At 65.1% G+C, this 26,644-nt stretch carries 28 protein-coding genes; 14 read left to right on the top strand and 14 right to left on the bottom strand.

What is annotated here, in order from left to right:
• Positions 1 to 31: 31 nt before the first annotated feature.
• From P6U29_RS16740 to P6U29_RS16705, 8 genes are all read right to left on the bottom strand, one after another.
• The gene (locus P6U29_RS16740; RefSeq protein WP_407118588.1) at positions 32 to 1,636 is read right to left on the bottom strand and encodes an NTP transferase domain-containing protein; all 1,605 of its coding nucleotides are present in this window, start codon (positions 1,634 to 1,636) and stop codon (positions 32 to 34) included.
• Positions 1,633 to 2,334, bottom strand: coding sequence for an XdhC family protein (locus P6U29_RS16735; protein WP_407118587.1), 702 nt, complete (start codon positions 2,332 to 2,334; stop codon positions 1,633 to 1,635). The genes P6U29_RS16740 and P6U29_RS16735 overlap by 4 nt, the downstream gene beginning before the upstream one ends.
• Positions 2,335 to 2,336: 2 nt before the next feature.
• Positions 2,337 to 2,660 carry an XdhC family protein gene (locus tag P6U29_RS16730; protein WP_008564652.1) on the bottom strand — a complete coding sequence of 108 codons (324 nt, stop codon included), beginning with the start codon at positions 2,658 to 2,660 and terminating at the stop codon, positions 2,337 to 2,339.
• A 10-nt stretch (positions 2,661 to 2,670) separates the two neighbouring features.
• Positions 2,671 to 3,873 carry a vWA domain-containing protein gene (locus P6U29_RS16725; protein WP_407118586.1) on the bottom strand — a complete coding sequence of 401 codons (1,203 nt, stop codon included), beginning with the start codon at positions 3,871 to 3,873 and terminating at the stop codon, positions 2,671 to 2,673.
• A 121-nt stretch (positions 3,874 to 3,994) separates the two neighbouring features.
• The gene (locus P6U29_RS16720) at positions 3,995 to 4,903 is read right to left on the bottom strand and encodes an AAA family ATPase (protein WP_407118585.1); all 909 of its coding nucleotides are present in this window, start codon (positions 4,901 to 4,903) and stop codon (positions 3,995 to 3,997) included.
• A gap of 60 nt (positions 4,904 to 4,963) precedes the next feature.
• Positions 4,964 to 5,770, bottom strand: a complete 807-nt coding sequence (locus P6U29_RS16715; RefSeq protein ID WP_407118584.1) for an FAD binding domain-containing protein — start codon at positions 5,768 to 5,770, stop codon at positions 4,964 to 4,966.
• Between the two features lie 27 nt (positions 5,771 to 5,797).
• A complete protein-coding gene (locus tag P6U29_RS16710; RefSeq protein WP_014494194.1) occupies positions 5,798 to 6,283 on the bottom strand; it encodes a (2Fe-2S)-binding protein in 486 nt (161 codons plus the stop codon).
• A 135-nt stretch (positions 6,284 to 6,418) separates the two neighbouring features.
• Positions 6,419 to 6,865, bottom strand: a complete 447-nt coding sequence (locus P6U29_RS16705; protein ID WP_407118583.1) for an SRPBCC family protein — start codon at positions 6,863 to 6,865, stop codon at positions 6,419 to 6,421.
• Between the two features lie 171 nt (positions 6,866 to 7,036).
• Between P6U29_RS16705 and P6U29_RS16700 the strand changes: the two genes are divergently transcribed.
• The 3 genes from P6U29_RS16700 to P6U29_RS16690 all read left to right on the top strand — a co-directional run bounded on the left by P6U29_RS16700 (position 7,037) and on the right by P6U29_RS16690 (position 9,767).
• The gene (locus P6U29_RS16700) at positions 7,037 to 8,392 is read left to right on the top strand and encodes a 3-carboxy-cis,cis-muconate cycloisomerase (protein ID WP_407118582.1); all 1,356 of its coding nucleotides are present in this window, start codon (positions 7,037 to 7,039) and stop codon (positions 8,390 to 8,392) included.
• Positions 8,393 to 8,464: 72 nt separating this feature from the next.
• The gene (gene pcaD / locus P6U29_RS16695) at positions 8,465 to 9,247 is read left to right on the top strand and encodes a 3-oxoadipate enol-lactonase (protein WP_407118581.1); all 783 of its coding nucleotides are present in this window, start codon (positions 8,465 to 8,467) and stop codon (positions 9,245 to 9,247) included.
• A 127-nt stretch (positions 9,248 to 9,374) separates the two neighbouring features.
• Positions 9,375 to 9,767, top strand: a complete 393-nt coding sequence (locus P6U29_RS16690; RefSeq protein ID WP_124162311.1) for a carboxymuconolactone decarboxylase family protein — start codon at positions 9,375 to 9,377, stop codon at positions 9,765 to 9,767.
• On the opposite strand, the gene P6U29_RS16685 is transcribed toward P6U29_RS16690, so the two are convergent.
• The 3 genes from P6U29_RS16685 to P6U29_RS16675 form a co-directional block, all read right to left on the bottom strand.
• Positions 9,729 to 10,268 carry a hypothetical protein gene (locus tag P6U29_RS16685; protein WP_407119345.1) on the bottom strand — a complete coding sequence of 180 codons (540 nt, stop codon included), beginning with the start codon at positions 10,266 to 10,268 and terminating at the stop codon, positions 9,729 to 9,731. The two genes, P6U29_RS16690 and P6U29_RS16685, sit on opposite strands and share 39 nt — an antisense overlap.
• 276 nt (positions 10,269 to 10,544) lie before the next feature.
• Positions 10,545 to 11,807, bottom strand: coding sequence for a group II intron reverse transcriptase/maturase (gene ltrA / locus P6U29_RS16680; protein WP_407118580.1), 1,263 nt, complete (start codon positions 11,805 to 11,807; stop codon positions 10,545 to 10,547).
• Positions 11,808 to 12,471: 664 nt separating this feature from the next.
• Complete coding sequence (locus P6U29_RS16675; protein WP_407118579.1) at positions 12,472 to 12,642, bottom strand: hypothetical protein; 171 nt, start codon at positions 12,640 to 12,642, stop codon at positions 12,472 to 12,474.
• A gap of 273 nt (positions 12,643 to 12,915) precedes the next feature.
• Between P6U29_RS16675 and P6U29_RS16670 the strand changes: the two genes are divergently transcribed.
• From P6U29_RS16670 to P6U29_RS16650, 5 genes are all read left to right on the top strand, one after another.
• Entirely contained in the window at positions 12,916 to 13,833 is a 918-nt protein-coding gene (locus tag P6U29_RS16670; RefSeq protein WP_407118578.1) for an ABC transporter permease subunit, read from the top strand.
• 12 nt (positions 13,834 to 13,845) lie between these two features.
• Entirely contained in the window at positions 13,846 to 15,165 is a 1,320-nt protein-coding gene (gene livM / locus P6U29_RS16665; protein WP_407118577.1) for a high-affinity branched-chain amino acid ABC transporter permease LivM, read from the top strand.
• Entirely contained in the window at positions 15,162 to 15,995 is an 834-nt protein-coding gene (locus tag P6U29_RS16660; protein ID WP_407118576.1) for an ABC transporter ATP-binding protein, read from the top strand. The genes livM and P6U29_RS16660 overlap by 4 nt, the downstream gene beginning before the upstream one ends.
• A complete protein-coding gene (locus tag P6U29_RS16655; protein WP_407118575.1) occupies positions 15,992 to 16,735 on the top strand; it encodes an ABC transporter ATP-binding protein in 744 nt (247 codons plus the stop codon). Before P6U29_RS16660 ends, P6U29_RS16655 begins: the two co-directional genes overlap by 4 nt.
• Positions 16,736 to 16,886: 151 nt before the next feature.
• The gene (locus P6U29_RS16650) at positions 16,887 to 18,005 is read left to right on the top strand and encodes a branched-chain amino acid ABC transporter substrate-binding protein (RefSeq protein WP_407118574.1); all 1,119 of its coding nucleotides are present in this window, start codon (positions 16,887 to 16,889) and stop codon (positions 18,003 to 18,005) included.
• Positions 18,006 to 18,082: 77 nt separating this feature from the next.
• Here P6U29_RS16650 and P6U29_RS16645 read toward each other — a convergent pair whose 3' ends face one another.
• Positions 18,083 to 18,469 carry a response regulator gene (locus P6U29_RS16645; protein WP_407118573.1) on the bottom strand — a complete coding sequence of 129 codons (387 nt, stop codon included), beginning with the start codon at positions 18,467 to 18,469 and terminating at the stop codon, positions 18,083 to 18,085.
• 231 nt (positions 18,470 to 18,700) lie between these two features.
• Here P6U29_RS16645 and P6U29_RS16640 point away from each other — a divergent pair, with 231 nt between their 5' ends.
• The gene (locus tag P6U29_RS16640) at positions 18,701 to 21,523 is read left to right on the top strand and encodes a PAS domain S-box protein (protein ID WP_407118572.1); all 2,823 of its coding nucleotides are present in this window, start codon (positions 18,701 to 18,703) and stop codon (positions 21,521 to 21,523) included.
• Between the two features lie 58 nt (positions 21,524 to 21,581).
• On the top strand, positions 21,582 to 22,583 hold the full coding sequence (locus P6U29_RS16635) for a P1 family peptidase (RefSeq protein ID WP_407118571.1): 1,002 nt from the start codon (positions 21,582 to 21,584) through the stop codon (positions 22,581 to 22,583).
• 164 nt (positions 22,584 to 22,747) lie between these two features.
• Here P6U29_RS16635 and P6U29_RS16630 read toward each other — a convergent pair whose 3' ends face one another.
• Positions 22,748 to 23,533, bottom strand: a complete 786-nt coding sequence (locus P6U29_RS16630) for an EF-hand domain-containing protein (protein ID WP_407118570.1) — start codon at positions 23,531 to 23,533, stop codon at positions 22,748 to 22,750.
• Positions 23,534 to 23,786: 253 nt separating this feature from the next.
• Here P6U29_RS16630 and rpe point away from each other — a divergent pair, with 253 nt between their 5' ends.
• The 4 genes from rpe (at position 23,787) to P6U29_RS16610 (ending at position 25,177) form a co-directional block, all read left to right on the top strand.
• Positions 23,787 to 24,488 carry a ribulose-phosphate 3-epimerase gene (rpe, locus tag P6U29_RS16625; RefSeq protein ID WP_100231273.1) on the top strand — a complete coding sequence of 234 codons (702 nt, stop codon included), beginning with the start codon at positions 23,787 to 23,789 and terminating at the stop codon, positions 24,486 to 24,488.
• 164 nt (positions 24,489 to 24,652) lie between these two features.
• The gene (locus P6U29_RS16620; RefSeq protein WP_407118569.1) at positions 24,653 to 24,796 is read left to right on the top strand and encodes a hypothetical protein; all 144 of its coding nucleotides are present in this window, start codon (positions 24,653 to 24,655) and stop codon (positions 24,794 to 24,796) included.
• A gap of 4 nt (positions 24,797 to 24,800) precedes the next feature.
• The gene (locus tag P6U29_RS16615) at positions 24,801 to 24,980 is read left to right on the top strand and encodes a hypothetical protein (RefSeq protein WP_407118568.1); all 180 of its coding nucleotides are present in this window, start codon (positions 24,801 to 24,803) and stop codon (positions 24,978 to 24,980) included.
• Between the two features lie 23 nt (positions 24,981 to 25,003).
• The gene (locus tag P6U29_RS16610) at positions 25,004 to 25,177 is read left to right on the top strand and encodes a hypothetical protein (RefSeq protein WP_407118567.1); all 174 of its coding nucleotides are present in this window, start codon (positions 25,004 to 25,006) and stop codon (positions 25,175 to 25,177) included.
• A gap of 25 nt (positions 25,178 to 25,202) precedes the next feature.
• On the opposite strand, the gene P6U29_RS16605 is transcribed toward P6U29_RS16610, so the two are convergent.
• A complete protein-coding gene (locus P6U29_RS16605; RefSeq protein WP_407118566.1) occupies positions 25,203 to 26,642 on the bottom strand; it encodes a protein kinase domain-containing protein in 1,440 nt (479 codons plus the stop codon).
• Between the last annotated feature and the right edge of the window lie 2 nt (positions 26,643 to 26,644).

Here is a 26,644-nt window from a genome sequence, read left to right as displayed (position 1 = left end):
CGCTGCGCGCCTTTGCCACCCTACGACAGCCTCATCCCCGCCTTGCCGCTTCCAGCGCCTGTGGCGTGTCGATGTCGAAGAAGGCGCTCTCGCCGTCCACCGGCACTTCAGCGACTGCCTCCGCATGCTTGGCGATCAAATGTCGCGCGCCAACGTCGCCGTCGAGCGTCATCAACTCCTTGAAGAAGCGGCGCGACCACAGCACGGGGTTGCCGCGGCGGCCTTCGCTGACGGGCACGACGATGAGATTGCCACGATCCGGCGCAAAACCGTCGATGAGACGATCGATCAGGCCAGCATCGATCAGCGGCATGTCGCCGAGGCAGACCACCGCGCCGTCGCAGCTCTCGGGCACGGCGGCGATGCCGGCCTTGACCGAGCTGGCAATGCCGCCGGCGAAATCCGGATTGCGGACGAATTTCACCTTCAACCCCTGCAGCGCCTGCTCGACGAGCTCGGCCTGGTGACCGGTGACGACGATCACCTCGGATGCTTTGGAGGCCAGCGCCTGCTCGGTCGCGAGACGCACCAGCTTTTTGCCGTCGAGCTCGGCGAGCAGCTTGTTCGGTCCGCCCATGCGGGTCGAGCGTCCCGCCGCGAGCACGATGGCCGCAACCTGGCTGTTGCCTTCGGTCTCCGGTTGCGCGCGCGGCTGCGGCCGCGTCACGATCTCCATCAGGAGACCGCCGACGCCCATGCCCATCAGCTCGGACCGCGTCACCTCGATGCCGGCGAGCAGCCGCATCAGCACCCAGTCAAATCCGTTCTCGACCGGCGAGCGCGCGCAACCCGGCGCGCCCAGCACCGGCACGCCGCCGGTGCGGGCGATCAGCAAGAGATTGCCGGGATCAACCGGCATCCCGAAATGCTCGATCTCGCCGCCGATGCCGGTGACGGCCGCCGGAATCACGTCGCGGCGATCGGCGATCGCGGATGCACCGAACACGATCACGAGCTCCGCGCCCAGGCCCAGCACCTCCTTGATCGCGGCCGACAGCGCCTGCTCCTCGTGTGGGACACGCCGCTCGCCAATGATGCTGGCGCCGGCCGGCGCGAGCCGCTCGGCGGTGACGCGCAGGGTCTTGTCGATCACCTTGGAGGAGAGGCCCGGCAGCAGCGTCGAGACCACGCCGACGCGCTTGATCACGTAAGGCGCGACCTTCAGCACGTCCTTGCCGGCAGCCTGCACGGCGGCATCGCGCAAACGTCCTTCGACACCGAACGGGATGATCTTGACGGTGCCGACCATCTCGCCTTCGACCACCGGTTTGAAAGCGGTGAGCGTGGCAAAGGTGATGGCCTCGTCGATGTTGTTGATGCGGTCGACCGCGGCGCGGTCGATCACCAGCACGCCCGCTCGCGCGGCGAACAGATTGGCGCGGCCGGTGAAGGCGCGCTCGACATGAATGCCCTCGCCGCCGACCGCAAGCGCGATGCTCGCGGCCGCAACGTCCTCGGAGACGTCGCCCTCCTCCATGCGCACCACGACGATGTCTTTGATGCCGGCGCGCTCCAGCGCTTCGACCTCGGCGGCGCCGATCGTCGTGCCCTTCTTCAGCACCAGCGGTCCCTGACGCAGGGTGTGGACGGTCACCCCGCCGATCGCATCCCTGGGGCTCGCTGGTCCGAACTTCATGCCGCTTCTTCTTTTTCTTTTGGAGGCAGGCGGAGCACCGCCGTGATCTCGGCCATGATCGCCACTGCGATCTCGGATGGCGAGACCGCGCCGATCGCAAGACCAATGGGCGCGTGGATGCGCGCGATGTCGCTTTCCTTGGCGCCCTGCGCCCGCAACCGGTCGGCACGCTTGGCATGCGTCTTCCGCGAGCCGAGCGCGCCGATGTAGAAGCAGTTACGCTCGAAGGCGTGCAGCAGCGCGGGATCGTCGATCTTGGGGTCGTGCGTCACCGCGACGAACGCCGTATAGGCGTCGACGTTGAGCGGCGGCAGCGCGGTGTCGGGCCATTCGGCGATCAGGGGAATGTCGGGGAAACGCTCGGGGCTGGCAAAGGCCGTGCGGGGGTCGACGACGGTGACGTCGTAGCCCAGCGAGCGCGCCAGCGGCGCCAGGGCCTGGCTGATATGGACCGCGCCGACGATCACGAGCTTTGCGGTCGGCGCGTAGACATTCAGGAACAGCTTCTTGCCGCCGGCCTCGACATTGGCGCTCTTGCCCATGCGAAGCTGCTTCTCCAGTTCAGCCCGTAGCGGGTCCTTGGCAAAGTCTGCGGCCTTCACCAGGCGCTGCTCGCCGGTCTCGGTGTCGGTCACCAGCATCACGGGCCGGCGCGCGGCGCGCTCGGCGTTGAGTTCGTGCAGGATTGCGAGCTTCACGGCTAGCCGACCTTCTCGACGAAGACGCGGATGGTGCCGCCGCAGGACAGCCCGACATTCCAGGCGGTCTCGTCGGCGACGCCGAACTCCAGCATTTTCGGCTTGCCGCTCTCGATCACGTCCATAGCCTCGGTGACCACGGCGCCCTCGACACAGCCGCCGGAGACGGAGCCGAGGAAGGTGCCCTCGTCATTGATGACGAGGCTCGAGCCCGCCGGGCGCGGGGCCGAGCCCCAGGTCTCGACAACGGTGGCGAGCGCAACGCCACGGCCAGCCTTCTGCCAGTCCTCCGCCGCCTTCAGAATGTCCTCGTCGCGATCGAGCATGGGGTGCCTCTCAAGCTACGGAGCGGATCAGGCTGCGGTGATGCGGCGGCAGCGGCTGGGAGAGCGTCGTGATCAGCTCCTGGATCGAACTCAAATTATGTACCGGGCGGAATTCGTCAACGTGGGGAAGCATCATTTTGATGCCCTGCGCCTTGGCCTCGAAGCCGCCGAACCGGAGCAGCGGGTTGAGCCAGATCAGCCGCCGGCAGGACCGGTGCAGCCGGTCCATCTCGAAGGCGAGCCTGGAATCGGCCTCCCGCTCCAGCCCGTCGGAGATCAGGAGCACGATGGCGCCCTGGCTCAGCACCCGCCGCGCCCACAATTTGTTGAAGTTGTGCAGCGAGGCCGAGATTCGGGTGCCGCCGGCCCAATCCTCGACCGAGGCCGAGCAGCTCGCCAACGCTTCGTCGGGATCGCGCTGGCGCAGCGCGCGGGTGACGTTGGTCAGCCGCGTGCCGAACAGGAACACCGAGACGCGTTTTCGCGCATCGGTGATGGCATGCAGGAAATGCAGGAACAGGCGGGTGTACTCACTCATCGAGCCCGAGATATCGAGCAGCGCAACGATCGGCGCCGGCTTCTCGATCCGCCCGAGGCGATGGATGTCGATGATGTCGCCGCCGGTCCGCAAGGAGGCGCGCAGCGTGCGGCGCAGGTCGAGACGCAGGCCCCGCGGATCGGGTCGTTGCCGGCGCGTCAGCAGCTCGGCCTGCGGCAAGTGCATCCGCTCGATGGCGTGGAGCGCCTCGGTGATCTCCGCTGCGCTCATCTGTGCAAAATCCTTCTTCTGAAGGATCTCCTTGTCGGAGACCGACAGGCGCAGGTCCTGCTCCTGGTGCTGCGGCGTCTCGGTCATGCGCGGCTGCGACATCGCCTCCTGAACGCGACGGGCGCCGGCCTGCGGCTTCTTCTTGGCCTGCTCCGGCAACGGCACCGAATCCAGCATGTGCTTCCACTCCTCCGAGGCGCGGAAGAACAGGTTGAAGGCTTGCCTGAAGATCAGCGCATGCTCGTGGCGCTTGACGAAGATCGCCTCCAGCGTGGTGAAGACGTCGGACCGGTTGCCGATGTCGATCACCTGCAGGGCGCTCATGGCATCGATGACGGCGCCCGGGCCGACCGGCATGCCGGCCGCACGCAGCGCGCGGGCGAAGCCGACGATGTTGTCGGCGAATTGCTCTGTCTGCTCGGGGGCAAGGTGGTTGATGGCCATGGTCGTGTTGCCCCTGCCGTCATTCCGGGGCACGCGAAGCGTGAACCCGGAATCTCGAGGTTCTCAGGTGCGCAATTGCGCACCATAGTTCGATGCTACGCATCGCCCCAGATCGATCCAACTAATTCTCGCTCGTTGCTTCCTTCAGCACCTTCTGCAAGGTATCGCCCTGCATGCGGGTGATGTCGTCCTGGTACTTGAGCAGCGCGCCCAGCGTGTCGCCGACCACTTGCGGAGTGAGCGAGCGGGCATCCAACTCCGATAGCGCGGTGGCCCAGTCGATGGTCTCGGCGACACCAGGCGACTTGTAGAAGTCCTGGTTGCGCAGCGCCTGGACAAAGCGCACCACCTGCTGCGACAGCTTTGCGGAGATGCCGGGCACGCGCGTCTTGACGATCGCAAGCTCACGCTCGGCGGCAGGATAATCCACCCAGTGATAGAGACAGCGCCGTTTCAACGCGTCGTGGATCTCGCGGGTGCGGTTGGAGGTGATGATGACGATCGGCGGGTGCGGCGCCTTCACGGTGCCGAATTCGGGGATGGTCACCTGGAAGTCACTGAGGATTTCGAGCAGGTAGGCTTCGAACGCCTCGTCGGCGCGGTCGAGTTCGTCGATCAACAGCACCGGCGGGCCGGCGACATCAGGTTCCAGCGCCTGCAGCAGCGGCCGCTTGATCATGTAGCGATCGGCGAAGATGTCGCTCGAAAGCTGCTCGCGATCGGTGTCGCCGGCGGCTTCGGCCATCCGGATCGCGATCATCTGCGCCGCGCTGTTCCACTCGTAGACCGCGGAGGAGACGTCGAGGCCTTCGTAGCACTGCAGGCGGATCAGCTTCCGCCCCAGCGCCACCGAGAGCACCTTTGCGATCTCGGTCTTGCCGACCCCGGCCTCGCCTTCCAGGAACAGCGGCCGGCCCATGCGCAGCGACAGATAGGTCACCGTCGCCAGCGACCGCTCGGCCAGATAGCCGCGCGACGTCAGGAGTTCGAGCATCGCATCGACCGATGCCGGCAGGGCCGCTAGAATCATGAAAGGCCAGTCTCGCTTACGCCCTCACCGGGCAAGTAGTGGGCCAAAGAGTGAGGCCCATCATTCCTTGGCATTGGCAGCATCGACGGCGCGCCGCGCCAGCACACCAATGAGGTGCGCGCGGTATTCGGCGCTGCCATGGATATCGCCGTTGAGGCCTTCCGCGGGCACCGTGATGCCTTCCAGCGCCTTCGAGGCGAAGCGCTTCTTCAGGGCCTCCTCGAATGCCGTGACGCGGAACACGCCTTCAGACCCGGCGCCGGTGACGGCAACACGCACGTCCGAAGGACGCCGCGCCACGAACACGCCGACCAGCGCGTAGCGCGAGGCCTGGTTGCGGAATTTGACATAGGCCGCCTTTTTCGGCAGCGGGAACATCACCTTGGTGATGATCTCGTCGGCTTCGAGCGCCGTCGTGAACAGGCCCTGGAAGAACTCTTCCGCCTTGAGACGGCGCTTGTTAGTGACGACGGTGGCCCCGAGCGCGAGCACCGCGGCCGGATAGTCGGCGGTTGGATCGTTGTTGGCGAGCGAGCCGCCGATCGTGCCCTTGTGACGCACCGCGGGATCGCCGATTCCATCGGCAAGGTTCGCCAGCGCGGGAATCGCCTCACCGACGATCGCGGAGGTCGCCACCTCGGCGTGCTTGGCGGTGGCGCCGATCACGAGCGAGCGGCCTTTCATCTCGATCGTGTTGAGCCCCTCGATGTGGGAGAGGTCGACCAGATGCGGCGGGCTTGCGAGGCGCTGCTTCATGACGGGAATCAGCGTGTGGCCGCCGGCGATCACCTTGGCGTCTTCGTTCTTCACCAGGAGGTTGGCCGCCTGGCGAACAGTCCCAGGGCGATGATATTTGAATTCGTACATCTGAATGTCCTGATCGCGGGATGCGCGTTACGCGAGATCCGATTTCGCCATCGCCTTGGCGCCGGCGGAGATCGAAGCGACGATGTTCTGATAGCCGGTGCAGCGGCAGAGATTGCCTTCGAGCTCCTCGCGAATTGTATGGTCGTCGAGCTCGTGGCCCTTGCGGTGCACGATGTCGATCGCAGTCATGATCATGCCCGGCGTGCAGAAGCCGCATTGCAGGCCGTGGTGCTCGCGGAAGGCCTCCTGCATCGGATGCAGCGGCGCGCCGTCGGCAGCCAGTCCCTCGATCGTCTTGACCTCGTGACCATCGGCCATCACCGCAAGCGTGGTGCAGGACTTCACGGCCTTGCCGTCGAGATGCACGACACAGGCGCCGCACTGCGAGGTGTCGCAGCCGACATGGGTGCCGGTCAGCCGCAGATTCTCGCGCAGGAACTGCACCAGAAGCGTGCGGGGATCGACATTGGCCGTCACAGGATTGCCGTTCACGATGAGGGAGATTTTTGCCATAAGCACTCTCTATCAGCGCCCCAACGGGTCCCGTCGAAGCGGTTCTTATAATTATTCCAACCTATCATATGGGCCATTGTCGCCTGGGGCAACATCACCCCGGACGCAAGCCGCCATGCCGAAAGGCGATAGGTTTCAGCCCTGTACCGCCTTGGCGAAGTTCGCGAAAAATTCGTCGGCGAGTTTCTTGGCGGTGCCGTTGATGAGGCGTTGGCCGAGCTGCGCCAACTTGCCGCCGATCTGCGCCTCGACGTCGTAAGAGAGCAGCGTGCCGCCATCCTTCTCCGCGAGCTTGACCGCCGCGCCGCCCTTGGCGAATCCGGCCACCCCGCCCTCGCCCTCACCGGAGATCTTGTAGCCGTTCGGCGGGTCGAGGTCGGACAGCATGACCTTGCCCTTGAAGCGCGCCGACACAGGGCCAACCTTCATTTTTGCCGTCGCGCGAAAGCCGCCGTCGTCGGTCTTCTCCAGCTCCTCGCAACCGGGGATGCAGACCTTCAGCACCTCGGGATCGTTGAGCTTGGCCCACACGGCCTCGCGCGGCGCTGCAAGCTGGACTTCGCCGTTCATCGTCATGGCCATGAGGTGCCTCCCGGATCGCGCAACTATAGTGCTGATCAAGTAACGCAGGGACGCGGCAAAGGAAAGGGCGGGGCCAGGTCACGTGCAATGCATATTCGCAACTGCAAAAAGACGTGTACGGGCGGTAGGGGATTGGCACAGCCGGGCCATGATGATTAGGTCGCGCGCAACATGAGCACATCCCTCTCCCCCCTGCTCGCGCCGATGCTGTCGAGCTCCGCCATGCGCGCGATCTGCGACGATCGGTCTAACCTGCAGAACATGCTCGATTTCGAGGCAGCCTTGGCACGCGCCGAGGCTGCTACCGCCGTGATTCCGGCATCTGCCGTCGGCCCGATCGAGGCCGCGTGCAAGGCCGATTCCTTCGACATGGCCGCACTGGCCGAGGCAGCGACGCGATCGGGCAATCTCGCGATTCCCCTGGTCAAGGCGCTGACCGCCAATGTCGGCAAGAAAGACGCGGAGGCCGCACGCTACGTGCATTGGGGCGCGACCAGCCAGGACGTCATCGACAGCGCGACCATGCTGACGCTTCGCGCCGGCATCGCGGCGCTGGACGCCGACCTCAGTCGCGCCATCAAGGGCTTTGCCGCACTGGCGCGCAGCCATCGCAACACCGCGATGGTGGCGCGGACCTGGCTCCAGCACGCGCTGCCGATGCCGTTCGGGCTGAAGGCGGCGGAATACGCGTCAAGCCTCGCCCGCGCGCGCTGCCGCCTGCGGCGGCTCTCCCGCGAGGGCCTCGCGCTGCAATTCGGAGGTGCTGCCGGCACGCTCGCCGCGCTCGGCGGCAACGGGCTCGCGGTGGCCGAACGGCTGGCGCAGGAACTCGATCTGCCGTTGCCCGAGGCGCCCTGGCATACCCATCGCGACCGCATCGCAGAGGCTGCCTCCTGCTTCGCAATCCTTGCCGGCAGCTGCGGCAAGATCGCACGCGATGTCTCGCTGCTGATGCAGACCGACGTCGCCGAAGCGTTCGAGCCCGCCGGCGAAGGCCGCGGCGGCTCCTCGACCATGCCCCACAAGCGCAACCCGGTCGCGGCCGCAAGCGCGCTGGGCGCCGCCACCATGGCGCCGCAGCTCGCTGCGACGATTTTTGCCGCGCAGGTGCAAGACCATGAACGCAGTGCCGGCCCGTGGCATGCGGAATGGCCGACGCTGCCGCAATTGATGCTGGTCACCTCTGGCGCGCTGGCCGCCATCGTCGATATCGCCGAGGGTCTCGAGGTCGATGCGGCGCGCATGCGCAGCAATCTCGATGCGACGCACGGGCTGATCATGGCCGAGGCGGTCACCTTTGCGCTCGCCGAGAAGATCGGCAAGAGCGCCGCACATCTCCTGATCGAGGCCGCCAGCAAGCGCGCGGTCGCCGAGAACAAGCATCTGCGCGAGGTGCTGTCAGGCGATTCGCAGGTCACCGCGCATCTGCCGCCGGAAAAAATTGCAGCATTGTTCGAGCCGATGGCCTATCAAGGAGCGTCACAGGCGCTGATCGATCGCCTGCTCGACAGCCTCGATCAAGACTAATCATCTGCGCATGATCTATTCGGAAAACCGCTCTACACTTTTCCGAATCATGCTCCCGAACGGAGACGCCGCATGCCCATGATCGATGCCGACGGTTGCCTGCTCAACGTCTCCGTTGAGGGCCGCGACGGCGGGCCGACCCTGATGCTCTCCAACTCGCTCGGCTGCACGCTGCAGATGTGGGAGCCGCAGATGAAGGCGCTCACGCAGGTGTTCCGCGTCATCCGCTACGACCGCCGCGGCCATGGCAAGTCCAACGTTCCGCCCGGCCCCTACACGATGGAGCGGTTCGGCCGCGACGTGCTCGCGATCCTCGACGACCTCAACATCGAGAAGGTGCATTGGTGCGGCCTGTCGATGGGGGGCATGGTCGGGCAATGGCTGGGTGCCAATGCGCCGGAAAGATTCGGCAAGCTCATCCTCGCCAACACCTCCTGCTACTATGCAGAGCCGACCAAATGGCTGGAGCGCATCGATACCGTGAAGAAGGGCGGCATCGCAGCGGTCGCCGATGCCGTGCTCGCCGGCTGGCTCACCCAGGATTTCCGCGAGCGCGAGCCTGCGATCACCGCAAAGATGAAATCGATGCTGCTGGCGTCACCGGTCGAGGGCTACCTTGCCTGCTGCGAGGCGCTGTCGACGCTCGACCAGCGTGCGCTGCTGCCCAAGATCAAGAGCCCGACTCTGGTGATCGCCGGCCGCCATGACATGGCGACGCCGATCTCGGCGGCCGAGCTGATCCGCTCGAACATTCCCGGCGCCAGCATGACCATTATCGACGCCGCGCACATTTCCAACGTCGAGCAGCCGCACGCGTTCACGGATGCGGTGGTGGGTTTTCTCACGCAGCGCTGATTGGAGGCATCGTCATCCCGGGGCGATGCAAAGCATCGAACCCGGAATCTCGATTGGCATTCACAACCTCGAGATTCCGGGTTCGCCTCTACGAGGCGCCCCGGAATGACTGACTGGAGGAAACACAATGGACGACCAGAAGCGCCGCGATGCCGGCATGAACGTACGCCGCAAGGTGCTGGGCAATGCCTGGGTCGACAAGTCGATCGCGAACCGCAACGCCTTCAACACCGACTTCCAGGATATGATCACCCGCTACGCCTGGGGCGAGATCTGGACGCGGCCGCATTTCGACGAGCGCACGCGGCGGGTGCTGGTGATCGGCACCATGGTCGCGCTCGGGCAATGGGACGAATTCCGCCTGCATGTGCGTGCGGCGCTCGCCGAGGGCGGCTTCACTCCCGACGACATCAAGGAGATCCTGCTCCAGCAGGCAATTTATTGCGGCGTGCCGGCGGTGAACCACGCCGTGAAGGAAGCCTCAGCGATTGTGCAGGAGCTCGGTCTGCTCAAGTCGTAGCGGCTCAAGACTTGGCGGCGCGGCGGCCTCGATGGCCTTTGATGCCGCCTCCGGCCGCTCGATCACCACCACGATGGCGGCACCGAGCAAAAGCAGCAGCTCGGTAGCGTGCAGCCGTAGCGCGGCCATCTCGCCGACCTTCGAGGCCATGACCATGCTCGCAAACGAGATCAGGCTGCCGATCGCCAGCGCAATGCCGAGCGCCTCGTCACTGCCGCCGCTCTTACGGGTCCGGGGAATGCACAGCAGCGCAAGGTAGATCGCAAGGAACGCGACCACGGTCAGCCGTCCCAGCGCCAGCAGCCAGGCCGCGCGCACCGTGTCCATCCCCGCCATCTGCAGATGATCGCTGAGGAACAGCGCCACCGCGACGCTTGGCCGCTCGTAGAGGCCGTGCACCGGTGCAACAAAGATGTTGAAGGCGACGAGAGTCCAGGCCGGGATGAAATAGGCCGCCAGCAGAGTGCCGTTGACCGAACCGATCCGCCAATTCCTGAACATGCCGCTACCCGCTTCGCGTGTCATTCGCCTTCGAGAGAAGGCTTTGCCGGGAGCTAACTCGCATCGGACTGTGGCGGCAATTTAAACCCTTTGTTTACCTTAACTGGCCCCCGGCTGACTCCGTCATTCCGGTATGGTGCGTTAGCACCAGACCCGAGATTCCGGGCTCGGCCCTTCGAGCCGCCCCGGAATGACGCCAACCAATCGGGTAGGAGGAAGCCTCGCGGCTTCCCCCTCCCACACCACCGTACGTACGGTTCCGTATACGGCGGTTCGTCAAGCACGATTGAGATGGCGGTGCAGTTCGATGAGAGACGGCAAGCCGAGTTGCGTGAAGAAGGCGGCGCGATAGGCATCGTTCATGTGGCTGGCCCCGGCGTTCCACCAGGGGCCTCGGCCGTTGGAGGCCGACCGCCATGCCCGCTCCGGATCGAGCCCGCGTTGCATCAAGCGCTTGCGGCGTGTCCGCGGTCGCTTCCACTGGCGCCAGAGGACGCAGCGCAATTTGCGCCGCATCCAGCCGTCGAGCTCCTCGAACACCCCTTTGGCCTCCGCCAGCCGGAAGTATTGCAGCCAGCCGCGCAGGATGGGGGTTAGGGCTCTGACAGTCGATGCCAGGGTTCGTCCGCGCCCTTGGCGCAACGTCGTCCTCAGCTTGCTCCGCAACCGCTGCACACTCTTGGCCGCGACCCGCAGGCGCGGTTGCTTGTGAGCGGTCATGGTGTAACCGAGGAAGGTACGCGCCCAGGGATGGTCAACAGCACTCTTTGCTGCGTTGACCTTGAGCCGCAGCTGCTCGGTCAGGAAGCGCGTGATCGACGCCATCACCCGCTCGCCGGCCCGCCGCGTCCGCACATAGATGTTGCAGTCGTCGGCGTAACGGCAGAAGGCGTGGCCTCGTCGCTCGAGCTCCTTGTCCAGGTCATCGAGCAGGATGTTCGACAGCAGCGGTGACAGAGGACCGCCTTGCGGCGTGCCTTCGCTCCGTGCCGTCGTGATCCCACCCGTCATCAATCCAGCCTGCAGGTAGCGGCGGATCACCCGCAGCACCCGCCTGTCCGCGACCCGGCGGGCCACTCGTGCCATCAGCACATCATGGTTCACCCGGTCGAAGAACTTCTCCAGATCAAGGTCGACGACGAAGCGTCGGCCCTCGGCCACGTGCGTTCGCGCGGCACGCACCGCATCGTGCGCGCTGCGCCCCGGACGGAAGCCGTACGAAGCCTTGGAGAAGCCTGGATCGAACAGCGGCATCAGCACCTGATGCATCGCCTGCTGGATCAACCGATCCACCACCGTCGGGATGCCCAATTGGCGCATCCCTCCACCGGGCTTGGGGATTTCCACCCCGCGCACCGGCTGCGGCCGATAGCGGCCTTCCAGCAGTTCTTCCTTGATGCGCAGCCAATGCTCCTTCAGATACGGCTGCAACTGCTCCACAGTCATCCGATCGATGCCCGCGGCGCCCTTGTTCGCCACCACCCGATGGTAAGCCGCCATCATGTTCGCTCGGCTGACGATCTTCTCTATCAGCCGCACTTCCACCTCCGGGGGGAAGGTTGCGATCTTGCCGCGATGTTTGATGCACCCGCCTCCTGCTCTGGCGGCTTCCGGCCGCTGCCCTCGGAGCGGGCATGACGCATCTCAGCGCCATCGTCTGCATCTGCTTCCACCATCGACAGACCGGCCTCCTCCGGTACTCGACGTTCGGCCCTTCACCGGCTTGGTCTGCCGGCTACTACGGCCTCTGCTGACTTCTGCCGCCCCATCCCGACGCCTTGCGGCGCCGGTAGCACACCCGTTGCCGGGGGCAGGACGACAGATCTCCCAGGGTTAGTCGCGTGACCTTCGTGCCATGTACCTGTCGCATCTACGGCCGCATCCTCCGGGTGATATTGGGCTTCGGGAATTCTTGCTCCCTCGCCCGGATGCGGACGCCTCCTATGCGCTTCCTGTTCGTCAGGCCGGCACTTTGCTTACAGCTTCCTTCAGACCCCGCCTCGCGACGACGCCCTTGCTGTTCGGCTAACGGTTCCCATCACCAGGGTCCGTAGAGGACTCTCACCTCCAAGTCATCGATCGGACACCACTCCAATCAAATCGCGCCAGTCACGGCGCTCCGCGCCGTGCCTGGCGCACAAGAAAAAGGCCCCGCTGTCGGCGGGGCCTTTGCGCCCTTTGGTTCTTCGGGCGCCCAAGATCGTTATTCCTGGCTGCGCTGGCCGCCCTGCTGCTGGCCGGGCCGGTCGCCCTGACGCATCGGGTCCTGCTGCTGCTGTCCGGGTTTCTGGCCGCCACCCTGCTGCTGTTGCGGGTTGCGCTGGCCGGGGTTCTGACTCTGCTGACCCGGATTCTGGTTCTGCTGCTTCGTCATTCGGGGAAACTCCCTTGTTGGACGTCAGAGAATGGTGATAACCGCCGATCGCGACTTTGGTTGCCCTGGGAACCCGGTTCCTCGCAGGTGCGGAACCCGGAAACGAAAAATGACCTCTGTACAAGACCTTCTGCCGAGACGTGAGCTGTTGCGGCGGCCAGTTCCCTCCTGTTACAAAACCAGCAGAACGCTCAAGGGCTTGCCGGGGCCCAAGAACTCTCTCTCTCTCGAAGAGCTCCCTTTGAGCCGCGTCAGGTTTGGTAACGGCAGCCTATGGATTATTTCGCCCAGCAGCTCATCAACGGCCTCGTGCTCGGCTCCATCTACGGCCTGATCGCGATCGGCTACACGATGGTCTACGGCATCGTCGGCATGATCAATTTCGCCCATGGCGACATCTTCATGATCGGCGGCTTCATTGCCCTGATCACCTTTCTGATCCTGGTTTCGCTCGGCCTCACCGCGATTCCCGTGATCCTGCTCGTCGTCCTGCTGGTGTCGATGGCGATCACGGCGCTCTATGGCTGGACCATCGAGCGCATCGCCTACCGGCCGCTGCGCCATTCCTTCCGCCTCGCCCCGATGCTGTCGGCGATCGGCATGTCCTTCGTGCTCACCAATTATTCGCAGGTGGCGCAAGGCGCCCGAGTCAAGCCGATCCCGCCCTTCATCACTGGCGGCTACACATTACATGAGAGCCCGGATGGCTTCGTGATCCAGCTCTCCAACATCCAGATCATGGTGGTCATCACCACCATCGTGCTGTTGGCGATCTTCACCTGGCTGGTGTCGCGCACCCGGCTCGGGCGCGACATGCGCGCCTGCGAGCAGGACCAGACCATGGCAGCGCTGCTCGGCGTCGACGTCGACCGCACCATCTCCATGACCTTCGTGATCGGCGCCGCCCTGGCTGCGGTCGCGGGCCTGATGTACCTGCTCTATTACGGCCTGGTCGACTTCTTCATGGGCTTCGTCGCCGGCATCAAGGCCTTCACCGCGGCCGTGCTCGGCGGCATCGGCTCGCTGCCGGGGGCCATGCTCGGCGGGCTCGCGATTGGTTTGATCGAGACGTTCTGGTCGGCCTATTTCTCGGTCGAATACAAGGACGTCGCGGCGTTCTCGATTCTGATCGTCGTGCTGATCTTCATGCCCACCGGCCTGCTCGGCCGTCCCGAAGTCGAAAAAGTCTGACGGACCGGCCGCGTGACAGCTCCCTCGACCAATACGGCCAAACCTGCAACCGGCATCGCCGCCCTTCTCAAAACCGCCTTCATCAACGCCCTCGTCGCGCTGGTGCTGTTCTCGCTGATGGTCGGCATCCGCACCGAGGCAGGTTCCTCCGCCCAGCTCACCTACTGGACGCGCTTCGGCGAACTCGCCTCTCTCGTCGCCGTGGTGTTCGGCGGCTCGGTCGTGATCGAGCTGCTGCGGCAATGGATCGGTCCGACCGGCGCCGAGAAGCTGGTGCCGCCAGCACTGCAGAGGGGCATGTCCTTGATCGGCCGCTATCTAACGCCGGCGCTCCTGATCTTCACGCTACTGGTGCCCGTGATCTTCTACGACCAGCGTTACATCCTCGATCTCGCGATCCTCGTGCTCACCTATGTGATGCTGGGCTGGGGCTTGAACGTCGTGGTCGGGCTCGCCGGCCTGCTCGATCTCGGCTATGTCGCCTTCTATGCGGTCGGCGCCTATTCCTACGGATTGCTCGCCACCAATTTCGGCTGGTCGTTCTGGATCTGCCTGCCGCTCGCCGGCATCCTCGCCGCGTTCTGGGGCGTGCTGCTCGGCTTCCCCGTGCTCCGCCTGCGCGGCGACTATCTCGCCATCGTGACGCTCGCCTTCGGCGAGATCATCCGCCTCGTCATCATCAACTGGCAGGAGCTGACCGGGGGCCCGAACGGCGTCTCCGGCATTCCCCGCCCCTCTTTCTTTGGCATCCCGCTCGACAACAGCGATGATGGGTTCGCCGCCAGGCTCGGCATCGAGTACTCGCCGACCCATCGCATCGTCTTCCTGTTCTATCTGATCCTGGCACTTGCGCTCCTCACCAACTGGGTGACGATCCGCCTGCGCCGCCTGCCGATCGGGCGGGCATGGGAGGCCTTGCGCGAGGACGAGGTCGCCTGCCGCGCGCTCGGCATCAACACCACGACCACGAAACTCACCGCGTTCGCGACCGGCGCCATGTTCGGCGGCTTCGCCGGTGCGTTCTTCGCCACCCGCCAGGGCTTCATCAGCCCGGAATCCTTCACCTTCCAGGAATCGGCGCTGGTGCTCGCGATCGTCGTGCTCGGCGGCATGGGCTCGCAGCTCGGCGTCGCGCTCGCCGCCCTCGCGATGATCGGCGGCTTCGAGCTGTTCCGCGGCCTCGAGACCTACCGCATGCTGGTGTTCGGCATGGCGATGGTGCTGATCATGATCTGGCGGCCGCGCGGCCTGATTGGCCACCGCGCGCCGACCGTGTATCTGACCAAGGCGAAGGCAATCTCCTCCGACCTCGTCAAGGAAGGGCACGGATGAGCGGCGACAAGATTCTCAGCGTCGACCGGCTGACCATGCGCTTCGGCGGCATCGTCGCCGTGCAGGACCTCTCCTTCGCCGCCGAGCGGAAGAAGATCACCGCCCTGATCGGGCCGAATGGCGCCGGCAAGACCACCGTCTTCAACTGCATCACCGGCTTCTATAGGCCGACCGGCGGCGCCATCCGCCTCACCCATGACGACGGCCGAGTCATCGCGCTGGAGCGCCTGAACGATTTCCGCATCGCCAAGCAGGCCAAGGTCGCGCGCACCTTCCAAAACATCCGCCTGTTTCCCGGCATGACCGCGCTGGAGAACCTGATGGTGGCGCAGCATAACGCCTTGATGCGCGCCTCCGGCTTCACCTTGCTCGGCCTCGTCGGCGCGCCCGCCTACCGCGACGCCGAAAAGCGCGCGATCGATCTCGCCACCGACTGGCTCAGGCGGGTCAACCTGCTCGACCGCGCCGACGACGCCGCCGGCAATTTCGCCTATGGCGACCAGCGCCGGCTGGAAATCGCGCGCGCAATGTGCACCGAGCCCGCCCTGCTGTGCCTGGACGAACCCGCGGCCGGGCTCAATGCGCGCGAGAGCGCGGCCCTGAGCGAGCTCCTGCTATCGATCCGGGACGAGCTCGGCACCTCGATCCTGCTGATCGAGCACGACATGTCGGTGGTGATGGAGATCTCCGACCACATCGTGGTGATGGACCATGGCGAGAAGATCGCGGAAGGCACGCCGCGCGAGGTCCGCGACGATCCCAAGGTGATCGCCGCCTATCTCGGCGCCGACGAGGACGAGGCCGTGGCCGTGATGGAGAGCGGGACGTGACACCGGCGCCCACTCCCCTGCTCGCGATCCGCGGTCTTCGCGCCGCCTACGGCAAGATCGAGGCGCTGAAGGGCGTCGACGTCGAGATCAACGCCGGCGAGATCGTAGCCCTGATCGGCGCCAACGGTGCCGGCAAGTCGACGCTGATGATGACGATCTTCGGCAAGCCGCGCGCCCGCGCCGGCCAGATCTTCTACGAAGGCCGCGACATCACCGACGTTCCCACCCACGAGATTGCGCATTTGCGCATCGCGCAATCGCCGGAAGGCCGCCGCATCTTCCCGCGCATGAGCGTTGCGGAGAACCTTCAGATGGGAGCGGACTCCACCGGATGCAGCGATGCCGAACGCGAGGCGATGCTGCAACGCGTGTTCACGCTGTTTCCGCGGCTGAAGGAACGCTATGCCCAGCGCGGTGGAACCCTGTCCGGCGGCGAGCAGCAGATGCTGGCAATCGGCCGCGCGCTGATGGGCCGCCCCCGCCTGCTCCTGCTCGACGAGCCCTCGCTCGGTCTGGCACCGCTGATCGCACGCCAAATTTTCGATGCGATCCGCACCCTGAACCGGCAGGACGGCCTGACGGTCCTGATCGTCGAGCAGAACGCCAACCATGCGCTCAAGCTCGCCCATCGCGGCTACGTGATGGTCAACGGCCTGATCACGCTGGCCGGTACCGGAGCCGAGTTGCTGCAGCGCCCCGAGATTCGCGCCGCCTATCTGGAAGGCGGCCGGCACGGCTGAGCCCGGCCATCTGCAACGCAATGTGGCGAGATATCTCGGCCAATGCTCGTATTTTGCCGGTGACTTCTCCCCGGATTCATTCAAGAATGGCGGCGGTTTGAACCGGGGCATTCCCGGCAACTTCCACAGGCGACCACCCGCGAGGTATCTCATGAAATCACTGAAGCTCATCGGTCTGGCATTCGGCGCATCGATCGCGCTGTCGAGCGCGGCATTCGCGCAGGATGTCACCGTCGCAGTCGCAGGCCCGATGACCGGCGGCGAGTCCGCCTTCGGCCGCCAGATGAAGAACGGCGCCGAGATGGCCGTGACCGATATCAATGCCGCCGGCGGCGTCAACGGCAAGAAGCTCGCGCTCTCCATCGAAGACGACGCTTGCGACCCGAAACAGGCGCGCTCGATCGCCGAAAAGATCGCCGGCGCGAAAATCCCGTTCGTGGCCGGGCACTATTGCTCGTCATCGTCGATCCCGGCCTCGGAAGCCTATGCCGACGGCAACGTGCTCCAGATCACGCCGGCCTCGACCAACCCGCTGTTCACCGAGCGCAAGCTCTGGAACGTGGCTCGCGTCTGCGGCCGTGACGATCAGCAGGGCCTGATCGCCGCGCAGTACATCGCCAAGAACTTCAAGGGCAAGAACATCGCCATCCTCAACGACAAGACCACCTACGGCAAGGGTCTTGCCGACGAGACCAAGAAGGCACTCAACAAGGCCGGCATCACCGAGAAGATGTACGAGTCCTACAACAAGGGCGACAAGGACTTCAACGCGATCGTCTCGCGCCTGAAGCGCGACAACATCGATCTCGTCTATGTCGGCGGCTATCATCAGGAGAGCGGCCTGATCCTCCGCCAGATGCGGGACCAGGGCCTCAAGACCGTGCTGATGGCCGGCGACGCACTCGCCGACAAGGAGTACGCCTCCATCACCGGCCCTGCCGGCGAGGGCACGCTGTTCACCTTCGGCCCCGACCCGCGCAACAAGCCGACCGCGAAGAAGATCGTCGAGGCTTTCAAGGCCAAGGGCATCGATCCCGAGGGCTACACGCTCTACACCTATGCAGCGATGCAGGTGTGGTCGCAGGCGGCCAAGAAGGCGGGCACCACCGACGCCAAGAAGGTCATGGCGGCGATGAAGGCCGGCAAGTGGGACACCGTGATCGGCCCGATCGAGTATGACGCCAAGGGCGACATCAAGCAGATCGACTACGTCGTCTACAAGTGGGATTCGAAGGGCGGCTACGCCGAGATCGCGGGCGGCGGCACCTAGCCGCTGGCCTTGACCTCAATCCCTCAATGATCAGCGCGCCCCGGCTTACCCCGGGGCGTTTCTTCTTGCGGCAGCAATCAGACCGCTGCGGGCAGCTCGCCGCCGGCCGCGGCCTGGGCCTTCCGCAATGCTTGCAGGAGATCGTTCGGCCGAAACGGCTTTTGCAGGCAGACCACGTTGGCGAGGAGGGGCGATTGGTCCATGAAATCGAGCGCCGTCATCCCGGACACCGCAATGACGGGGAGCGCCGGCGCGCGTTCGCGCAGGGTCGCAATGACGTCGACGCCGCTGGCGTCGCCGAGGAAGATGTCGACGATCACAGCGTCGAAGGAGCTTTCCGCGAAGGCCTTCAGTCCGGCTGCAGCGCTCTCAGCCTCCTCGACCTCGAAATGATTGACCCGAAGCACCATCGCGATCATCGTGCGGACGCCCTTCTGGTCGTCGATGATGAGGACGCGAGGCATTGGGAACAACTCCCGATATCGATCAAATCGCCCGATCCAGCCTGGAACCCGCCGCGGCGGAGGGGCATTATGGCACCGTCCAGTAAAGCGCGTCTTACCTGCTCTAATTCCGTGTTCCCACCGAAATTAAGTAAGCTGTAACCTTCGGTTGAGTCGTAACCGGTTCCTTCACGAGGCGCGCCCAGAACCCGCTATCATGAATGGACTGCCGGCCGAATGAGACTAGCGGAGATGCTCAAGACCCTGCTCAACACGGACGCGCGAGAGATGGACGTGCCTGCGACGATCGACCGAAGCACATTTCTTTCGACCCTGCCGGCCACTTCGGCCGACCGCACCGCAGCATTGACGATTGTCGGCGTCTCGTCCCTCTTGTTCGCAGCGGCCGCGCCCTTCGCCGGTACCCCGCTCCTGCCGGTCCCGGCCTTCGTCGCGAGTTATCAATCGGCGCTCGCGGTAAGCGACATCGTCACGGCGGTGCTGCTGCTGTCGCAATTTGCGGTCATGCGGACCCGCGCGCTGCTGTGGCTCGCGACTGGCTATCTCTTCACCGCCGCGGCGGCGCTGGTTCATGCTCTCACCTTCCCCGGACTGTTCGCACCGGCCGGACTCTTTGGCGCGGGCCGGCAGACCACGGTCTGGCTCTATATGATCTGGCACGCCGGCTTTCCGCTGTGCGTGATCGGTTATGCCTGGCTGAAGGACAAGGACGGTGGCCCGCGGATCCGCGGCGCGACAAGCAGTGCGATTTGCGCCAGCGCGCTCGTCGTCATCGCCGCGTTCGCCGTCTTCGCCTGGATCGTCACCGCACAGCACGATCTGCTGCCGGTCCTGCTGCGCGACGGTCACTACACCGCGACCATGATCGGGGTCGTGTCCTTCGTGTGGTCGCTGAGCTTCGCCGCGCTGGTCTCGCTCTGGTTCCGCAGGCCGCATACGGTCATCGACGTCTGGCTCATGGTGGTCATGTGCGCCTGGTTGTTCGATATCGCGCTGTCGGCGATCATCAACGTTGCCCGCTTCGATCTCGGCTTCTATGCCGGACGGCTCTACGGCCTCGCTGCAGCGACCTTCGTGCTCGCAGTGCTGCTTATCGAGAACGTCCGCCTTCAGGCGCATACAGCGGGCCTTGTCGGCAAGTTGCGCCAGCAATCGGCCTCGGATCGCGACTATTACGGCAAGCGCCTCGCGCTGTACGGCGCAGTGGTCGAGTCGTCCAACGACGCAATCATCACGAAGACGCTCGACGGCATCATCACCGGCTGGAACAACGCCGCCGAACGGCTGTTCGGTTATTCCGCGGCAGAAGCGCTTGGCCAGCCGATCGACATCATCGTGCCGCCGGATCGCAAGGACGAAGTCAGGAGCATCCTCAACCGGATCGCCGAGAACGAGTCGATCGCCCAGCACGAGACGATCCGCATCCGAAAGGACGGACGCCCGCTCGACGTGGTCCTGAATATCTCCCCGCTGCGCACAGATCAGGGCGAGATCATCGGCGCCTCCAAGATCGCCCATGACATCACCGAAGAGAAGCAGTCGAGAGAGAAGCTGCGTCGCGAGACCGAGGAACGCCACCGCATCTTCGAGACATCGCAGGACCTGATCCTGGTCACCGACGGCTACGGCAACTTCGTCCAGGTCAGCCCAAGCGTGAAGAACATCCTTGGCTACAACCCCGAGGACATGGTCGGACACGTCGCGACCGAATTCATCCATCCCGACGATCTCGAGAAGGCGCGGAACGAGATGCGCGCGGCCCGTCGTGGCGCGGTCAAGCGCAGTTTCGAGGCGCGCTACTACCACTACGATGGTCACGAGGTCACGCTGAACTGGATGGGCACCTGGTCGGAGCCGGTGAAGCGCCACTACTTCATCGGCCGTGATCTCACCGACAAGCAGGCCGCCGAGGCCCAGCTCCGGCAGGTCCAGAAGATGGATTCCATCGGCCAGTTGACCGGCGGCGTCGCCCACGACTTCAACAACGTGCTGACCGTCATCACGGGTACCATCGGCATTCTCAGCGACGCGGTCGCCGACCGGCCCGAGCTTGCCGCCATCACCAAGCTGATCGACGACGCGGCCGAGCGGGGCGCGCAACTGACCAGGCACCTGCTTGCCTTCGCGCGCAAGCAGCCGCTGCAGCCACGCGAGATCGACGTCAACGCACTGGTGCTCGAAGCCGCCAAGCTGCTGCATCCCACTCTCGGCGAGCAGATCACGATCATGCCCCAGCTCACTGAGGACGCCTGGCCGGCGCTGGTCGACCCGGGCCAGCTCTCCACCGCGATCCTCAATCTCGCATTGAACGCGCGCGATGCTATGCCCGACGGCGGCACCTTGGTGCTGGAGACGCGCAACATCTTCCTCGACGATGGCTATGCGAGCATGAATCCCGACGTGGTCGCCGGCAATTACGTGATGATCGCCGTCAGCGATACCGGCAGCGGAATTCCGCCGGACCTGATCGATCGGGTCTTCGATCCGTTCTTCACCACCAAGGAGGTCGGCAAGGGCACCGGCCTCGGCCTCAGCATGGTGTTCGGCTTCGTCAAGCAGTCGGGCGGCCACATCAAGATCTACAGCGAGGAAGGCCACGGTACGAGCGTGAAGATCTACCTGCCGCGCTCGACCGGAGTGCAGGAGACCGAGTTCGAAGCGCTCCAGAACGCACCGGTCACTGGGGGCAACGAAAAGATCCTGATCGTCGAGGATGACGCGCTGGTGCGGCAATACGTTGTGACGCAGGTCAAGAGCCTCGGCTATACCGCGCTCGAGGCCGCCAACGGCGCCGAGGCCTTGGCCATCATCGACAGCGACGAGACCATCGACCTGCTGTTCACCGACATCATTATGCCCGGCAACATGAACGGCCGGCAGCTTGCCGACGAAGCGGCCCGGCGCCGCCCCGACCTGAAGACGTTATTCACCTCGGGCTACACGGAAAACGCTATCGTCCATCACGGCCGGCTGGACTCCGGCGTGCTGCTATTGGCAAAGCCCTACCGCAAATCCGAGCTCGCCAAGATGCTGAGGACCGCGCTCGCCAGTTGAGCCTGGGGTATCGCTGCGCTATCGCAGATCGCGAATTGCTCTCAACGACGAGGTCGTCTTGAAGAACCTTCTCATCGATATCGCCGGCGTCCGGGTCGGCCATGCCGAAGACGCGAAAGTCGCTTCCGGCGCGACCGCAATCATCTTCGATTCTCCCGCGATCGCAGCGATCGACGTTCGCGGCGGCGGCCCCGGCACACGCGAGGATGCGCTGCTCGATCTCGCCAACACGGTCGACCGCGTCGACGCGATCGCGCTGTCGGGCGGCTCCGCCTTTGGCCTCGATACCGGCGGCGGCGTGCAGGCCTGGCTCGCCGAGCAGGGCCGCGGCTTTAGGGTTCGCGAAGCGTTGATCCCGATCGTGCCGGGGGCGATCCTGTTCGACCTGCTCAATGGGGGCGACAAGGCCTGGGGACGCTTCTCGCCCTATCGCGACCTCGGCTATGCCGCAGCGGCGGCCGCCACCAACGCGGACTTCGCGCTCGGCAGCGTCGGCGCCGGCTTCGGCGCCACCACCGCGACGTTCAAGGGCGGCCTCGGCTCGGCCTCGGCGGTGACGCCTGACGGCGTGAACGTCGCGGCGATCGTCGCCGTCAACGCGGTCGGCACCGTCACCGTCGGCGACGGGCCGTGGTTCTGGGCGGCGCCGTTCGAGGTGGACGGCGAATTCGGCGGACGCGGCCTGCCGGACAAGTTCACCGACGACATGCTGCGCATGCGCATCAAGGCCGGTCCCGCGGCGACCGCGCGCGAAAACACCACCATCGGCGCCGTCGTCACCGACGCGGTACTGACCAAGCCCCAGGCGAAGCGGCTGGCGATGATCGCGCATACCGGCTTCGCCCGCGCGATCTATCCTGTGCATGCGCCGACCGACGGTGACGTGCTGTTTGCCGCCGCCACGTGCGAAAAGCCGATCGAGCCGCTGGTTGGTCTCACCGAGCTCGGCACGATCGCCGCCAACGTGGTCGCACGCGCCATCGCGCGCGGCGTGTACAGCGCGACGGCCTTGCCGTTCGCGGGCGCTCAGGCGGCTTGGAAGGACCGGTTCGGGGCGTAAGAGGCGCGCTCTCTCGCAACACGTCGTGTGTCATCGCCCGGCGAAGACCGGGCGATCCAGTATTCCAGAGACAGGATTGATTGGACCGAGAGGCCGCGGCGTACTGGATGCCCCGGTCAAGCCGGGGGCATGACAGCGTTAGTTGTGGAGAGCGCGCGTGGTGCTTAGACGCTCATCGACATGGACGAACCGGCAGCTGCTGACGCGCCTTGCCCCTGCCCGCCTTGCCGCTGCATCAATTGCGCGAACAGATCGTAGGCCGAGTTACCGGAACTGCTGGAGGCGCCCGGCACCGTGGTCGACATCTTGAAACCGTCGGCATAGGTGACGGTGGTGGTCGTTGAGCCGTCGGCATTGGTCGTCGTGGTCGAGGTCGATCCGCCGCCGGATTGCGACGAGGACTCTGAACCATCGCCCGCTCCGCCGGCGCCTTGTGCGTGCTGATGGCCGTGACCGCCCCTCAGCGCCTTCGTCATCTCTCCGAGATTGATGCTGCCATCCGCATTCGCATCCATCTTCGAGAACACGTCGTCGGCCTGGGCGAGGTTGGTGCCGCCGGCCCCGAGTGCGTTCTCGAACTCGGACTTGGTGATCTTGCCGTCGCCGTCTGCGTCGACCTGCGAGAACAGATCCCTCAAAGCATCTTCGCGACTCTTCGGTGCCGCCGACGCTGCCCCCGTCGAGGCCGGGCTGGTCGCGCCGCTCGTGTCCGCCGACTGGCTCTGCGCAGCAAACAACGCGTTCATCGTCTCCGGCGATATCTGCGGATATTTGCCCGCATTGACCGACGAGGTCGACCCGCCCGTCGTGCTGCTACCGCTGTCAACCGCGAACGGATTGGGCGGCGCGCTCTGCGAAGATCCCGTCTTCTGCGTCGCCGACGATTTCGAGTTCGTCAGCGACTGGATCGCATCGAGCGCGCTCGATACCGCACCAAGGGCGAACAACATTGCACAACTCCAACCAGGCGGCATGCCGCGGCCAATGTTCTGTCAGGTCAGGTCAGCAAGCGACGTGCCATCGCGAAAAGCTCAATGAAATCCGCATTCACCACGCTCTGCAGGCCGCGGGAACATCGGCAATTCATGCCGCCGGCGGCAGAAATTTCCGCCCACAGGAAGCCCGCCCCTGCTGCATTGCCCGCCACGGAGGCCCATGTTAGGCGAGGCCATTCGTCGTCCGTCCGCCACGGGAAAACGCGCCATGACCCAAGCCTTCGCCCCCCGCCCCCTGGCCATCGCGCCCTCGATCCTGGCCTCGGACTTTTCGAAGCTCGGCGAGGAGGTCCGCGCGGTCGACGCCGCCGGCGCCGACTGGATCCATCTCGACGTGATGGACGGACATTTCGTTCCCAACATCTCCTATGGCCCTGATGTCATCAAGGCAATGCGCCCGCACACGAAGAAGATCTTCGACGCGCATCTGATGATCTCGCCCTGCGATCCCTATCTCGAGGCCTTCGCGAAAGCCGGCTGCGACCACATCACCGTGCATGCGGAGGCAGGTCCCCACCTGCACCGTTCGCTCCAGGCCATCCGCGCGCTCGGCAAGAAGGCCGGCGTCTCGCTCAATCCGGCAACGCCGATCAGCGCGCTCGAATATGTCCTCGACCTCGTCGACCTCGTGCTGGTGATGTCGGTCAATCCCGGCTTCGGCGGCCAGGCCTTCATCCCCTCCGCGATCGGCAAGATCCGCGACATCCGCGCGATGACGGCGGGCCGTCCGATCGACATCGAGGTCGACGGCGGCGTCGGCCCCGATGTTGCGGGCGCGCTCGCCGCGGCCGGCGCCAACGCCTTCGTCGCCGGCACTTCGGTATTCAGGGGCGGCACGCTGGAATCTTACAAGACCAACATCGCCGCGATCCGCAACGCAGCGCTGGGGGCCCGCGGCGAAGCGATTTGATCCGGATCAAGCGACACAGCGGATGCGGATGAATCCCGTGGCGTTTACGGGTGCTGCAGCGCGCAAAGCTTAAAATTGCAATCCTGATCCGTACTCATCCGGACTTCACTGATTCGCGCAAATCATCGCAAGTGACTCCTGCCTGCTTTTGACGGGAGCACATCATGACGACGACCCTGATTTGGACTGGCGTAGCGTTGTGGTTCGGATTCAATGCAGCGATTGCAGCTCGCAGCCTCTACGTGGCGCGACCGGTGAAGGCCGCATCCTCTGCCCGCATCATCCACCTTCATCGTCGCCGGAGGTGATGCCATGCAGCTCGCATTCGTGAAGCGTCAGTCGAAGCGCAGGTGCCGTATTCCACGGCGCCCGCATCCGAGCCTCGACTATTTCTTCGGCCGCCTCGAGCGCGCCGATGGCACACGGAACGATGATGTCGGGCTCGACAATTCGGATCTCGACCGTTCGTTTGCCTTGCAGCGCCGAAGCTGAGACTTCCTTTCCCGGATCGCTCCATGAAACCGCATTGCCCGAACTGTCTGAAGGAAATGACCAAGGCGTCCGCGTCGCACAACCTGTTCAATTGCGAGCCCTGCCGCGAGATCATCCAGTATTTTGGCAGCAGCGCGGATCACGGCGACCCCGGGCCGCAATTCTCCTGGCCGATCCGCCGCAAGCAAGCGGCCTGATCCAACCCGCAGGACGCCAGGCGGCCTAACCCGCCATTTCGCCGCCATCTGACCCGCCGGCGTCCCCAGCCATCCGCGGCGGCCGCACCACGGTGACGGTGCAGGTCGCCTCCGAGGCTATCTTGGCCGAGACGCTGCCGAGCAGCGTGCGCCTGAACGAGCTCTGCCGCGCGCCGATGATGACATGGTCGACCTGGTTCGCCTCGGCGAACTCCAGAATCGCGGTGGCGGGATCGGTGGCTTCCAGCACATGAACCGACAGCCGGCTCTCGTCCAGCTTGAGCGGCGTCGCCCAATGCCGGAGCGCGACCAGGCGGTCGATATGCTTGTTGGAGCCCTGCTCGTCGAGCGTCCGATCGATCGCGATGCGGTTCAGCTTGAGCACGTTGAGGCAGGCAAGCCGCGCCGAGGGCAGCGTGGCGAGAATGCGCTCGGTCGTCACGCGAAGTGCCTCGTTCAGCTCCGGTGTGCCTTCCACCGTATCGAGCGCCACGGCGAGGATCGGGCTCGACGCGATCTGCGCCGCGACATCCGATTTCGCACGCGGCTGCATGACGCCCTGATTAAAGCGGCGCCGCCACACGACGCCTAAGGGATCACGCTTCAGCCGCTCCGCGCGCGCGGTGAGCTTGACCTGGTCCGGATGGGCGAGGTCGAAGGCGAGTTGGGACGCCGTCGGGTAGCGCCACACCGGCTCGATCTCGAGACACCGCAGCACCACCTCCTGAAGCCAGGGCGGGTAATCCGCGCGAAACTTCCGCGGCGGATGCGGGTCGCGCCAGAGCCGGCGCCGCATCGCGCGCAACGTCTCCCCCTCACCGAACGGACGCTCGCCCGTGGTGAAGAAATAGAGCAGCACACCGAGCGAGAACAGGTCGCTGCGTGGATCGTCGCGCACCCCGAGCAGCCGCTCGGGCGCCATATAGGGCGCGGTGCCGTAAGGCAGGCGGAACTCCTCCTGCAACAGATCAGGCAGATGGTTATGATGCGAGAGGCCGTAGTCGATCAGCACAGCCTCGCCGCTGTCGCGGAACATGATGCTGCTCGGCTTGATGTCGTGATGGATCACGTTCTGCCGGTGCAGGTCCGCGAGCGCGGTCGCGATCTTCGCAACGAGCTGCCGCGCCTCGTCATACGGCAGCGGCAGGTCGGGCAGCCGCTTGTAGAGCGTGGTCCCGGAGATGCGCTCGATCACGACATAGGCCTGGTGGGCGAAATCGCCGGTGCCGAAACAGGTGGGCACATGCGGCCCTGCGAGCCGCGGCAGGATCATCATCTCCATCTCGAAAGAGACGATCGCGGCGGGGTCCTCGCCCTCCGACACCCGCGGGATTTTCATCAGCAAGGGCACGTCGATGCCGGGATGTGTAACGGTCCACAGCGTCGCCATGCCGCCGGCATGCACGCATTCGCCGATCGTGTAGCCGTCGATCACCGCGCCTGACCTGACCAGGGGTTTCGGCATCG

Source organism: Bradyrhizobium sp. LMG 9283, assembly GCF_045571415.1.
Lineage (GTDB): Bacteria > Pseudomonadota > Alphaproteobacteria > Rhizobiales > Xanthobacteraceae > Bradyrhizobium.
The sequence above is the reverse complement of the archived record's forward strand: the minus strand, read 5'-3'. Positions and strand labels throughout refer to the sequence as shown.

Bases quoted from the DNA above. Each gene is read 5' to 3' on its own strand.
- P6U29_RS16740 (WP_407118588.1), bottom strand. From the start codon at position 1,636: ATGAAGTTCGGACCAGCGAGCCCCAGGGATGCGATCGGCGGGGTGACC.
- P6U29_RS16730 (WP_008564652.1), bottom strand. From the start codon at position 2,660: ATGCTCGATCGCGACGAGGACATTCTGAAGGCGGCGGAGGACTGGCAG.
- P6U29_RS16725 (WP_407118586.1), bottom strand. From the start codon at position 3,873: ATGGCCATCAACCACCTTGCCCCCGAGCAGACAGAGCAATTCGCCGAC.
- P6U29_RS16720 (WP_407118585.1), bottom strand. From the start codon at position 4,903: ATGATTCTAGCGGCCCTGCCGGCATCGGTCGATGCGATGCTCGAACTC.
- P6U29_RS16715 (WP_407118584.1), bottom strand. From the start codon at position 5,770: ATGTACGAATTCAAATATCATCGCCCTGGGACTGTTCGCCAGGCGGCC.
- P6U29_RS16710 (WP_014494194.1), bottom strand. From the start codon at position 6,283: ATGGCAAAAATCTCCCTCATCGTGAACGGCAATCCTGTGACGGCCAAT.
- P6U29_RS16705 (WP_407118583.1), bottom strand. From the start codon at position 6,865: ATGGCCATGACGATGAACGGCGAAGTCCAGCTTGCAGCGCCGCGCGAG.
- P6U29_RS16700 (WP_407118582.1), top strand. From the start codon at position 7,037: ATGAGCACATCCCTCTCCCCCCTGCTCGCGCCGATGCTGTCGAGCTCC.
- pcaD (WP_407118581.1), top strand. From the start codon at position 8,465: ATGCCCATGATCGATGCCGACGGTTGCCTGCTCAACGTCTCCGTTGAG.
- P6U29_RS16690 (WP_124162311.1), top strand. From the start codon at position 9,375: ATGGACGACCAGAAGCGCCGCGATGCCGGCATGAACGTACGCCGCAAG.
- P6U29_RS16685 (WP_407119345.1), bottom strand. From the start codon at position 10,268: ATGTTCAGGAATTGGCGGATCGGTTCGGTCAACGGCACTCTGCTGGCG.
- P6U29_RS16675 (WP_407118579.1), bottom strand. From the start codon at position 12,642: ATGACGAAGCAGCAGAACCAGAATCCGGGTCAGCAGAGTCAGAACCCC.
- P6U29_RS16670 (WP_407118578.1), top strand. From the start codon at position 12,916: ATGGATTATTTCGCCCAGCAGCTCATCAACGGCCTCGTGCTCGGCTCC.
- P6U29_RS16660 (WP_407118576.1), top strand. From the start codon at position 15,162: ATGAGCGGCGACAAGATTCTCAGCGTCGACCGGCTGACCATGCGCTTC.
- P6U29_RS16650 (WP_407118574.1), top strand. From the start codon at position 16,887: ATGAAATCACTGAAGCTCATCGGTCTGGCATTCGGCGCATCGATCGCG.
- P6U29_RS16645 (WP_407118573.1), bottom strand. From the start codon at position 18,469: ATGCCTCGCGTCCTCATCATCGACGACCAGAAGGGCGTCCGCACGATG.
- P6U29_RS16640 (WP_407118572.1), top strand. From the start codon at position 18,701: ATGCTCAAGACCCTGCTCAACACGGACGCGCGAGAGATGGACGTGCCT.
- P6U29_RS16630 (WP_407118570.1), bottom strand. From the start codon at position 23,533: ATGTTGTTCGCCCTTGGTGCGGTATCGAGCGCGCTCGATGCGATCCAG.
- rpe (WP_100231273.1), top strand. From the start codon at position 23,787: ATGACCCAAGCCTTCGCCCCCCGCCCCCTGGCCATCGCGCCCTCGATC.
- P6U29_RS16620 (WP_407118569.1), top strand. From the start codon at position 24,653: ATGACGACGACCCTGATTTGGACTGGCGTAGCGTTGTGGTTCGGATTC.
- P6U29_RS16615 (WP_407118568.1), top strand. From the start codon at position 24,801: ATGCAGCTCGCATTCGTGAAGCGTCAGTCGAAGCGCAGGTGCCGTATT.
- P6U29_RS16610 (WP_407118567.1), top strand. From the start codon at position 25,004: ATGAAACCGCATTGCCCGAACTGTCTGAAGGAAATGACCAAGGCGTCC.
- P6U29_RS16605 (WP_407118566.1), bottom strand. From the start codon at position 26,642: ATGCCGAAACCCCTGGTCAGGTCAGGCGCGGTGATCGACGGCTACACG.